The following is a 12,286-nucleotide window of genomic DNA, read 5'->3' as shown; positions in this document are numbered from 1 at the left end:
ATGAAAAACTCCGAAAGCCTGAGCAGGCCTTTTGGGGCAGAGAACTATACTATCAAATGACCAATGAGCAGGACGATTCTTCACATGGATCTGGACACCTTTTTTATATCGGTGGAACGGAAAAAAAACAGCATTTTAATGAACAGACCCGTGCTGGTTGGGGGCACTGGAAACCGCGGTGTGGTATCTGCTGCCAGCTATGAGGCCCGGCGATTTAATATTTTCTCGGGCATGTCAATGAAAATGGCCCGAATGCTTTGCCCTGAGGCTATCGTCATCAAAGGAAACGCCGGAGCATATGCTGACGAATCCAGAGTAGTTACAGAAATCATCAAAGAGCGTGTACCCATTCTGGAAAAAGCTAGTGTCGATGAGTTTTATGCAGACCTCACCGGTATGGACAGGCACTTTGGCTGCTATAAATATGCCTCAGAGATACGGCAGGCTGTAAAAAAAGAAACGGGCTTACCTATTTCTTTAGGACTTTCAATCAATAAAACAGTTTCTAAGATAGCAACCGGAAAAGCCAAACCAGATAATGAGATTAACGTGGAACTGGGTACAGAAAAGCCTTTTCTGGCTCCTTTGGCCGTAAAGCGAATCCCGATGGTAGGCGAGCGAACCTATCATACTTTATGTAACCTGGGCATTAAATGGGTAAGAAATGTACAGGAACTGCCCATGGAAATGATGAGCTCAGTACTGGGTAAAAACGGACAAACACTTTGGGAGAAAGCTAATGCCATTGATAACAGCCCCGTGATTGAGTTTCACGAGCGTAAATCCATTTCCAATGAACGTACTTTCGGAAAAGATACCACAGATGTGAACCAACTGAAAACCACTATTGAGGCCATGGCCGAGCAACTGAGTTATCAACTGCGGTCAGCCGGTAAAATTGCGGGCTGTATCAGCGTCAAAATCAGGTATTCAGATTTTAATACGTACTCAAAGCAAGTAAGAATTGCCTACTCTTCAGCAGATCACATCATGATTCCGAAAGTCCTTGAACTTTTTGAGAGTTTATACAATAAACGTCTTCTGGTTCGTCTGGTGGGGGTAAAGTTTAGTGAGATTATTAATGGTAGTTATCAGCTAAGCATTTTTGAGGATATTGAAAAGACAGCCCACCTGTACATTGGCATGGATAAAATCAGAGATAAGTTTGGTCCCAGAAGCGTAATGCGGGCCTCTACTTTTGGAGCAAAATCGATCGGTGGTATGGGAAACCCTTTTAATGGCGAACCACCCGTTTTATTAGCACACCGTACCCGGTAAAACAAAAAGAGCGGCCTCTTTCGAAGCCGCTCTCCCTATATATCTACTTATAATTAAGCTTCTTTCTTAATTACCGCATCAGCTAAGTTTTGAGGAACAAAATCATAGTGAGAGAAGGTAAGGTTAGCCGTAGCTCTACCAGAAGAAATTGTTCTAAGGTCGGTTACATAACCGAATAGCTCAGAAAGAGGCACATCAGCCTTAATTACCTGAGAACCAGCTTTGGTATCCATACCTTTCATCAAACCTCTTCTACGGTTAAGATCACCCGTGATAGGACCGGTGTACTCATCAGGAGTAAGAATCTCAACAGCCATGATAGGCTCCATCAATCTTGCACCAGCTTCTTTTCCAGCATTACGGAAGGCCATACGAGCCGCCATTTCAAAAGAGAATGAATCTGAATCGACATCATGGAATGAACCGTGGTTCAAGCTCACTTTCATTGAGTCTACAGGATAACCAGCCAAAGGACCAGTTTTCATTGCTTCTCTGAAACCTTTTTCTACTGAAGGGATGAATTCACGAGGAATAGCACCACCCACAATTTTGTTTTCAAACTGAAGACCAGTTTCTGGCTCTTTGCCTTCTTCAGGCTCATCACGTGGCCCGATTTCAAAAACGATATCAGCAAACTTACCACGACCACCAGACTGCTTCTTATAAACCTCACGGCCAGAGAACACTTTAGTAAGAGCCTCTTTGTAAGCCACCTGAGGAGCACCTTGGTTAACCTCTACCTTAAACTCACGACGCATACGGTCAATGATGATATCAAGGTGAAGCTCACCCATACCTCTGATGATGGTTTGGCCAGTTTCTTCGTTAGATTCAACCTGAAGGGTCGGATCTTCCTCGATAAGTTTTGCGATAGCGTTACCAAATTTATCCTGATCAGCTGTTTTCTTAGGCTCAATAGCATAACCAATTACCGGATCAGGGAAAATCATTGATTCAAGAACGATAGGGTTCTTCTCGTCAGAAAGTGTATCACCGGTTTTAATATCTTTAAAACCAACTACGGCTCCGATATCACCTGCATGAAGGGCGTCAATCTGATTTTGCTTATTCGCGTGCATCTGGAAAATACGAGAGATACGCTCTTTATTACCAGAACGGTTATTCAATACGTATGAACCAGAAGGCAACATACCTGAGTAAGAACGGATAAAGCAAAGACGACCTACGAATGGGTCAGTTGCGATTTTAAAAGCCAAAGCAGAGAATGGCTGAGATGGGTCTGCTTCTCTGAAAATAGGATCACCTGTGTTAGGATCAGTACCTTTGATCGCCTTTCTGTCAAGTGGCGAAGGAAGAAGCTCCATTACGTAGTCAAGCATTGTCTGAACACCTTTGTTCTTAAAGGCAGAACCACAAAGCATTGGTACAATCTCAAGGTTAATAGTAGCCACACGAAGTGCCGCGATAATCTCTTCAGGAGAGATAGAATCCGGATCTTCGAAGAATTTCTCCATCAACGATTCATCCACAGAAGCCACAGACTCAAGAAGCTGCTCTCTCCACTGCATTACCTCATCAGCCATATCATCAGGAATAGGCACTTCGGTAAAAGTCATACCCATATCTTCCTCGTTCCAGACAATACCTTTGTTATATACAAGGTCAACAACTCCTTTGAAAGAATCTTCAGAACCGATCGGCAACTGAAGAGGTACTGCGTTAGAGCCCAGCATCTCTTTCACCTGCTTACATACATTCAGGAAGTCAGCACCCTGACGGTCCATCTTATTTACAAAACCAAGACGGGCAACGTTATAATTGTTTGCAAGTCTCCAGTTTGTTTCAGACTGAGGCTCCACGCCATCTACGGCAGAAAACAAGAAAACAAGACCATCCAATACACGAAGTGATCTGTTTACTTCCACTGTGAAATCCACGTGACCAGGAGTATCAATGATATTCATATGGTACTCATCGTTCTTGTAATTCCATTTCAGAGTAGTAGCAGCTGAAGTAATAGTGATACCTCTCTCCTGCTCCTGCTCCATCCAGTCCATGGTAGCAGCACCATCGTGTACCTCTCCAATTTTGTGGCTAACACCACCATAATAGAGGATACGTTCTGTAGTGGTGGTTTTACCGGCATCAATGTGAGCGGCAATCCCAATGTTTCTTGTAAATTTTAAATCGCGAGCCATTTATTAATTTGTTTAAACTTTTTTGACTTAAATAAGGCCTTGAAAACCAACACCTTTGAGACATAAAAAAACGCTTACGTCACCAATTGATTTTCGGGGTGCAAAAGTAATTAATTTTTTACAAAATTTTATGCTTATACCTGCACTTAATCAAATGATTATGATTTAAGCCCACAAAATGGCTATAACACCTTAGAATAAGATTCTTTAAAGCAGCCAAACCTAAGCCAAAACATTTCCTAATTTTGTTTAAACTCAAGACTAAAGTACTGACCATTATGGCAAAGAAAACTGCTGAAATAGACGATAAACAAATCAACATTGAACTTTCAGAAGAAGTAGCAGAGGGCGTTTACGCTAATCTTGCTATGATTGCTCACAGCAATTCTGAATTTGTTCTTGACTTCATAAGACTTATGCCGGGTGTACCCAAGGCAAAAGTTAAATCAAGAGTAATCCTGACACCTGAGCATGCCAAAAGACTACTTCAGGCTTTAGAAGATAATATCTCAAAATACGAAAACAACTTTGGCGATATCAGAGAAAATTCTGAGCCTACGCCTTTCCCAATGAATTTTGGCGGCCCTATGGGTGAAGCATAACAGGCGAAAATTACAAAAGGACTCTGAGCTTCTCGAAGATTCCCATTATTTTGTGAATTGGCTTAAATATTGAAAGAGATACTTTCAGCGTCTAAATTTTCGTTTCAGTTTCGTATGAAATTCACCTTGAGAAAAATTACAGTTCTTCTTTTCTGCTCTGTTTTTGCCCTTCAGGCACAGGAAAGACAACAGATAAGCTCCGCTATTAACACCGAATATCATGAAATGCACCCGATAATTTCACCCGATGGTGAAATCTTGTATTTCGTAAGAGAAAGCCACCCTTCAAATAACTTCGGTAAAGATGGGAGCATAGACGTCTGGTACTCTCAATTTCGATCAGATGGCCGGTGGTCGGTAGCTCGTAAAATGCCAAATACCATTAATAAAGATAGATTTAACGACCTGTTCAGCATCACTCCTGATGGCAATACGGTACTCATAAGAGGGGTTTATCATAACGGCCGTAAATCCCGGGATGAGGTAGGAATCTCAAAATGCACTAAAACCCGTACGGGCTGGACTCAGCCTGAAAAACTGGACATCCCGAAATTGAACACCATGGCCAAAGGCCAGTTTCTATCCGCTTTTCTTTCAAATAATGGTAAAACACTGGTCTTCTCATTCTCAGAGAAGAAAAACGGTGTCAATGACGACCTATACGTCAGTTTTTTAGAGAAAGACGGAAACTGGACAAAACCCGAAAGCCTTGGAGAAGATATTAATACCAAGAATACTGAAACCACTCCATTTCTTGCTTCAGATGACTACACGCTATATTTCGCTTCAGACCGAAAAGGTGGACAGGGAGGCGTGGATATTTGGGTAACCAAAAGAGAAGACAGGTCCTGGAAAAAATGGTCTAAGCCGATTAATCTGGGCTCAAAAATTAACACTGAAAAAGATGATTATCATTACTCCATAACCGCTTCGGGCGAATACGCCTACATGAGTACTCTGGATAAATCGGTGGGCAAAGGCGATATCGTTAGGTTTAAACTTCGCGAGTTAGGGGGCGATGATGAGGGCGTTGCCGCTCTTCAAACAGCTGAAACTACCACTGGAAATGAAAGTAACAATCAGGAGAAATCAGAAGAGGAGGTATTGAAGGAAATCACAGCTACATCAGCCATCCCGGTGGTGATGCTTAGCGGAAAGGTGATTGATACCAAAACGAAAAGGCCGATTGAAGCCAGAATCATATATGAGACATTTCCGGCAGGTGAAGAAGTGGGTGTAGCCAACACAAACCCAACCACTGGTGAATATAAAATCGTATTGCCTTACGGTCAACGATATACCATCAGAGCAGAGGCCAATGATTTTATTGCCATTGGCAAAACTATTGACCTGACACAAGCTGGAGATTTTAAAGAAATTAAGGGGGAAGATCTGGAGCTTGCTCCGATTCAAACCGGAGTTTCCGTGACTTTGAGTAATATCTTCTTCAAATTTGCCAGTGCAGAGCTGGAGGAAGAATCTTTCCTTGAGCTGAACAGACTTGCCGATGTTCTGATGAAGAATCGTAATATGGCCATTGAGGTACAAGGACATACTGATAATGTGGGTACTGCCGAGGTCAACCTCAGACTTTCTCAACAAAGAGCTGATGCCGTTCGCAATTACCTTACCGGCAAGGGAGTTCCAATGCAACGGGTAACAAGTGTTGGTCTTGGTGAAACCCGACCGGTAGCCTCGAACGAAACTACGGAAGGACAGGCGAAAAACCGTAGAGTGGAGTTTGTGATAACGAAAAACTAGATCGGTTTTCTTAATTTGCGGCCCTAATAGAAAACTGCAATCAATGAGTAAAGCAAAAATGATAACTGACAAGGGCACTATGCTCATAGAATTCTATGACAATGACGCCCCGCTGGCAGTTGAAAACTTCATTAAGTTATCAAAAGAAGGCTATTATGACGGTGTGACTTTCCACCGTGTAATTCCTGATTTCGTGATTCAGGGTGGTGACCCTTCTGGTACGGGCGGTGGTGGCCCCGGGTACACTATTCCATGTGAGCTTGATGGCGATAACCAATACCACGACAGAGGTGTTTTATCAATGGCCCACCGTGGCAGAGATACCGGTGGCAGCCAGTTTTTCATTTGCCATAGCCGGAATAATACAGCTCACCTTGATCGTAACCACACCTGCTTCGGCAAGGTGGTTGATGGCCTGGATGTGATTGATGATATCAGACAGGGTGACGTCATTCAAAAGATTGAAATTCTGGAAGAGGCTTAAAAAAACTCTATCTAACTCAATGAAAGGGAGGCGTTTGTCTCCCTTTTTTCGTATTGTGTAGTGAGTCACCGAGCTTTGGCAAGCAAATTGATATTTTTGCAATGTTGAGATAATTATTTGTGTCTCTTTGATGTTTGTATAAGACATACCACGTTTTCCAAATAAGATATGAGCAAATCGTATAAGCTAATCATCCTGCTGCTTCTGATCTCCAAGGTTTCCCTTGCCCAGATTTTACAACCTACAACCTGGAAGTTTCAACCGGCAAAAAAGGAAGTAAAAGTTGGGGAGATTATTGAACTTCAGTTTAACGCTACAATTCAAAAAGACTGGTATTTATACTCTTCTGATTTTGACCCTGATCTGGGGCCAATCGTTACTGAAGTGAGTTTTATTCCTAATAGCTCTTATAAACTCGTCGGGGGTATTGTGCCCGTTCACCCTAAAAAGAAATATGATGACTTATGGGGTGGAAACATCACTTACTTCACAGGTAAAGGTCAATTTTTGCAAAAAGTGAAGATATTAAAACCTGAGGCCAAAGTTGATGGTAAAATATCCTTTCAGTCTTGTACCGATGTAGATGGTCGCTGTGTCAACGGAAAAGAAGACTTCTCTTTCAATGTTAAAGGCATTGCTTCATCTGCTGCCGAAATGGCAAAACCTGGAATCGAGAAGTCGGCTGTTGAAGAACAAAAAGATGCTGTAGCCTCTAAAGATGAGATTGAAGAAGCCGATGAAGATGTCGTTTCGAAGCTCCCGACAATGGAGGAGGCCATTAATAATGAAGCTGTAATCTCTGAAAACGACGAAGTGATAAACTCAGACTTACCTGTTCAAAAAGAGGAGGAAGTCACGAGTTTATGGAAATTTCTTTTGCTGGCTTTGGGAGCTGGCTTTGCGAGCATTTTCATGCCTTGTATCTATCCTATAATGCCAATGACGGTGAGCTTTTTCACCAAACAGGAAAACGGTAAATCAAAGGCTTTTTTCTACGGTCTCAGCATTATGGCCATTTTTGCTGTGATGGGTCTGGTGACTATGGCTTTCGGAGCTCCGTTTCTTAACTTCATTAGTACGCACTGGATTCCAAATCTGATCTTCTTTATCATCTTTATTCTTTTCGGCATCTCTCTTTTGGGTGCATTTGAAATTGTGCTTCCACATGAGGCGGTAAATAAAATCGACCGGATGTCTGACCGTGGTGGAATCATTGGTATATTCTTCATGGCCCTTACTTTGGTGGTGGTTTCTTTCTCCTGTACTGTACCTTTTGTGGGCTCTTTGCTTATCCTTTCCGCTCAGGGAGAGGTGCTGAGACCGTTGTACGGAATGCTGGCTTTTGGCCTGCCTTTCGCAGCAGTATTCACCTCGCTGGCAATGTTTCCACAATGGTTGAAAAATCTTCCGAAATCTGGCGGATGGTTGAATGAACTGAAAGCCGTTTTTGGCTTCCTGGAGTTTGGTTTGGCATTAAAGTTTTTAAGCAATATTGATCTGGCCTATCATTGGAACCTGATCCACCGTAATATTTTTATACTGATATGGGTAGTGATTGCGGTGCTTATTGGTCTTTACATTCTGGGCTTTCTACGCTTACCAAAGGATAACCGTGTTGAGAAATTCAGTCTGGCTCGTATTGTCTACTCTGTTATTTTCTTCGCATTTGCAGCGTATATGGTACCGGGAGTGGCTAATAAATCATTGCCTCTGCTTTCCGGTATACTGCCTCCTATGCCTACTTCAGAGGTGAGTGCAACTATCAAACCTCTGGCACATGAAAAAATGAAAGCTTTGCCTCATGGCTTACAGGGTTTTAAAGATTACGATGATGCTCTGGCTTATTCAGAAGAAGTAGGAAAACCTGTTTTGATTGATTTCACTGGTTATGCTTGTGCGAATTGCCGAAAAATGGAGGAATTTGTTTGGCCAAAGGAGGAAGTCTTGAAAAGGCTCTCCGAAGATTTTGTCATAGCTTCGCTTTATGTGGACGATAAAGCTACTTTACCCGTTGAAAAGCATTACATCTCGTCTTATGATAACGAGAAAAAAACAACCGTTGGAGGGAAAAATATGGACCTGGAGATTACCAAATTTAATAATAATGCCCAACCCTATTATGCGGTAGTTGACTCTGAAGGCAATCCCCTTCTTGAACCCATCGGCTATAGCTCTGAGGAAGAGTTCGTTGAGTTTCTTGACAAAGGCAAAAACCTTTTTCAGTAGACTTTAAATTGTTTCTTCAACCTGATAACGGGCATCAGGCAGGTAATCCAGCTTACGCATTTCGCTAACCTCAAGACATAGAAAATCAAACTCAGCAACCACATTGCCGGTAAGTTTATAAACGCCTTTACCCCTGAACGGAAACCGTTTTACCACCGGAGGGAAATGAACTGTGTCAATCCAGTGACCCGTACGATCCAGAAATGTTCCAAATTGCATGGATGAACCCTGTGACGTTTTGGTATTTTTGGTTGTGACCAAATAGCCGTAGATTGTCATTGTCTGGTTGATAAAAGTAAGCATATCTGCTGCAGTGTATACGTTTTCAGTCTCTTGTTGAATCAACTCAAAAGGATCACAAAGCGGAAAACCAAGTAGCTCGATCTGATCAAACGTATCTTCCATCTTTGAGGAAGCCATACGGGGCAGGTCAAACTGTTTGGTTTTAACCTTAAACAGAGGATTCTGAATAGATCGAACGGGCTCACGGTTCAATTTATACAGGGCTTTCCAAAGCAGTTCCCGTTTGTTAACACCAGTAAAATCAAAACTGCCAATGCGGAGTAAAATCTCAATCTGATCCGGCCCGATAGTAACCCGCTCCAGAAAATCTTCCAGACTTTTATAATCGCCGTTTTGCTGCCGTTCTTTCACAATAGCATTCATTATATTGGTATCTAGCCCATGGAGATGCTGAAAGCCCAGATAAATATGATTTCCTCTGATGATTGTTTCCTGTCGGCTGATATTCAGATGTGGTACATGAATGACTCCCCCCATCATTCGGGCTTCATGTATATAGGTTTCCACCCTGTAAAACCCCCCGCCATTATTCAAAACAGCGACCATGTACTCCAAAGGAAAATACGTTTTCAGGTACAGACTCTGGTAGCTCTCCACAGCATAAGAAGCCGAGTGCCCTTTGGCAAAAGCATACCCGGCAAAGCTTTCTGTCTGAGCCCATACCTCATGAATCATGCTCTCCTCAATACCCTTCTGCCGGCAATTATCAATAAACTTCTGTTTGACTTTAGCAAACTCTTCCCTTGATCGGTATTTACCACTCATTCCCCGACGTAACTGATCTGCCTCGCCAAGCGAAAGTCCGGCAAAATAATGGGCCACTTTGATCACATCTTCCTGATACACCATGACCCCGTAGGTTTCCGGCATAATATCCAGCATAACTTTATGAGCTCGTTCTTTGGTTCGTTGAGGATCGCGGTGCCTGAGAATATACTCCCGCATCATACCACTTTTAGCCACTCCCGGCCTGATGATAGAGCTGGCTGCCACCAACCCCAGATAATTATCTACCCTCAGCTTACGAAGCAACATCCGCATAGCGGGCGACTCCACATAAAAACATCCGATGCACTGAGCTTCACTGATTTGCTGATTGATCTTGGGGTCTTTGAAAAATGTTTTGACATCATGAATATCAATTAGGGGCAATTCAGGCCTATTTTCCCGAATAATACCCAAGCTGTCTTTGATCTTTCCCAGCCCCCGTTGCCCCAGAATATCGTATTTAAAGAGTCCGACATCCTCGGCTATTTCCATATCAAACTGTACCGTGGAAAAGCCCTTCGGTGGCAGATCCATCGCCGAAAAATAATATAACGGTTTCTCAGAAATGATGATACCGCTGGAGTGAACACTCAGTTGATTTGGCCGGCCAATCAGCAGTTCAGCATATTTGAAAATCAGTTTCTGGATATGATCCCTACTCTTTTCAGGTTTCTTAAGATTACTAAGAGCATCAATTTCACTTTTGGGTAAACCAAATACCTTCCCCAGCTCACGCACAGCTCCACTATATTGAAAGGTATTATACGTAGCTAATAAAGCAACTCTGTTTTGCTTACCGAAACGGTCAAAAATATGCCGGGTAACGTCATCACGATCACGGGATGAAAAATCAATGTCAAAATCTGGCGGGTTAGCCCGGTAGAGGTTCATGAACCGCTCAAAATATAAGTCAAGCTCTATGGGGTCAACATCCGTGATACCAAGCAAATAAGCAACAATACTATTGGCTCCACTACCACGGCCCACATGATAATAGCCCTTACTTTTGGCGTAGGTCACAATGTCCCAGTTGACCAAAAAAAAGGCGATATAGTCTTTACTCTCAATAATCTCCAACTCTTTCTCTACCCGTTGTAAGATCTTATCAGTAACCTGCTCGTACCTTTTCGTAAGACCCTCTTTACAGAGCTTTCGAATCAGTTCTTTATCTTTTTTACGGTCACCAAAATAGCTCAATAGATTTTGATGAGGCCGATTTTCACTGAAGTCAAAATGAATGCAACAACGCTCCAGCAGTTCCTTTGTACGATTCAAAATTTCTGGATATTCCTCAAAAGCATTCTCAACCTCAGCAGGCTCTAAAAACTTTTCTTCAGGGCTACCCACTTCTGACAGCGGAAGTCGACTTAGTAATTCATTATTGTCAATCGCCCTTAAAAGCCGGTGGATATTGAAATCAAGCTGATGCCTGAAACTGACAGGGTGAAGAAAGACCATCCGGTGCAGGCGATCAAACCAAGCTGAGCGATGCAGGTATTTCAGGTCTGGAAGGTCAATTCCAATGAATTCGTTTTCCCGAAAATCAGTTTTTCCCATCTCCTGCACCTGACGCAGAGGATAGACAATGAATGCATTTTGAAAGTCAGGTGCCAAAGGCGGAAGCTCCTTCTTCTCTGTACTGTGCAAAGTGAGGTACTCATTCATCTCCTCAAAACCCTCATTGTTCTGAGCCAGAGCCACGAAAAGCTGTTTCGCCCCATTCCGGAAGTCAATGCCAACTACCGGCCGGATACCATACTTTGGAGCCTGTCTGACAAACGACATACAGGCTGAAGTGTTATTGATATCAGTCAGGGCTAGTACTAGTTGTCCATGCTTCTTCCCCAGTACCAGTAACTCCTTCTCTGAGAAAGTACCATATCGCAAACTGAAATAGGAGTGGCAATTGAGAAACAACACCTAGCAGGACCTCAATTTAATCGTGTTGACATGCGAGTACCCCATTCCTTCCCACTCCAGAACTTTAACACACTCCAGAATGCCTTCAGACCTATAACCTTTGTTATTATACTCAGACCATAATTGACCTAACTCATATGAAGACCTAAACCTACCTATAGTAGCATGTGGGATATCTGTTATCGATAGACTATCGCTTAAACCCTCGCTACATTTAAACAGCTTAATCTCATTCAAGATCGGCTTGAAGGTTTCCGGATTCCCTATTTCTGCGTAAAACGTAAGGCTTTCAGCAAAAGTTGAGAAGCCACTTAGCTCAATATTGAACGATGAAAAACGACTAAGACAATTAGTAAGATTATCAATAATCTTAGGCATTCTGCTGTCAGTTACCTGAAGTTTGCAAATCGTTATATGAGGGGTAGAGTCATAATAAATATAGGGTCCCATTCTATTAAATACCTCCTTCTTAATTTTTGAGATATCTGTGCTTAATGCTTTGGGAAGAGAAAAAAGAATCAATAGCCTCCGAATTCTTTCCTCCCGAAAAAGTTTTAATTGTTCTTTCATATGCTCATCATTTTGTGAGCTATGAATTTAAGGATAGGTAATTTTTATTGCAAAAAATGCTAATTTTTAGTGCATTAGTGGATATTACCAACAACAACTTTCTAGCATTCAACGAGTAGAAAATTTAAATTATCAAGCGAAAAGCCTTTTGCAGGGTGCGACGAATAGTGCCATTTTTTAACTTCAAAAGCCTTTAAACGCAAAAAGACCTCAAC

General features: G+C 42.3%; 8 protein-coding genes. 5 read left to right on the top strand and 3 right to left on the bottom strand.

The window, feature by feature from the left end; translation table 11 throughout:
* The first annotated feature begins 63 nt into the window (after positions 1-63).
* Entirely contained in the window at positions 64-1,278 is a 1,215-nt protein-coding gene (gene dinB / locus AFM12_RS10685; protein WP_055148003.1) for a DNA polymerase IV, read from the top strand.
* 53 nt (positions 1,279-1,331) lie between these two features.
* Here dinB and fusA read toward each other — a convergent pair whose 3' ends face one another.
* Entirely contained in the window at positions 1,332-3,437 is a 2,106-nt protein-coding gene (gene fusA, locus AFM12_RS10680) for an elongation factor G (RefSeq protein WP_055148000.1), read from the bottom strand.
* A gap of 278 nt (positions 3,438-3,715) precedes the next feature.
* On the opposite strand from fusA, the gene AFM12_RS10675 reads away from it, so the two are divergent.
* The 4 genes from AFM12_RS10675 (at position 3,716) to AFM12_RS10660 (ending at position 8,510) form a co-directional block, all read left to right on the top strand.
* On the top strand, positions 3,716-4,039 hold the full coding sequence (locus AFM12_RS10675; RefSeq protein ID WP_055147997.1) for a DUF3467 domain-containing protein: 324 nt from the start codon (positions 3,716-3,718) through the stop codon (positions 4,037-4,039).
* Between the two features lie 114 nt (positions 4,040-4,153).
* The gene (locus AFM12_RS10670) at positions 4,154-5,800 is read left to right on the top strand and encodes an OmpA family protein (protein WP_055147994.1); all 1,647 of its coding nucleotides are present in this window, start codon (positions 4,154-4,156) and stop codon (positions 5,798-5,800) included.
* A 43-nt stretch (positions 5,801-5,843) separates the two neighbouring features.
* Complete coding sequence (locus AFM12_RS10665) at positions 5,844-6,284, top strand: peptidylprolyl isomerase (protein WP_055147991.1); 441 nt, start codon at positions 5,844-5,846, stop codon at positions 6,282-6,284.
* A gap of 168 nt (positions 6,285-6,452) precedes the next feature.
* Positions 6,453-8,510, top strand: a complete 2,058-nt coding sequence (locus AFM12_RS10660) for a protein-disulfide reductase DsbD family protein (RefSeq protein WP_082391291.1) — start codon at positions 6,453-6,455, stop codon at positions 8,508-8,510.
* 3 nt (positions 8,511-8,513) lie between these two features.
* Here the strand turns inward: AFM12_RS10660 and AFM12_RS10655 are convergent, their stop codons facing one another.
* On the bottom strand, positions 8,514-11,501 hold the full coding sequence (locus AFM12_RS10655) for a DNA polymerase III subunit alpha (RefSeq protein ID WP_310586867.1): 2,988 nt from the start codon (positions 11,499-11,501) through the stop codon (positions 8,514-8,516).
* A complete protein-coding gene (locus AFM12_RS10650) occupies positions 11,502-12,071 on the bottom strand; it encodes a 2'-5' RNA ligase family protein (RefSeq protein ID WP_082391290.1) in 570 nt (189 codons plus the stop codon).
* Positions 12,072-12,286: the final 215 nt, after the last annotated feature.

Origin of the sequence: Jiulongibacter sediminis (assembly GCF_001306455.1) — a bacterium.
Lineage (GTDB): Bacteria > Bacteroidota > Bacteroidia > Cytophagales > Spirosomataceae > Jiulongibacter > Jiulongibacter sediminis.
Note: the sequence above shows the minus strand (reverse complement) of the source record. Positions and strands in the feature narration are given on the sequence as shown.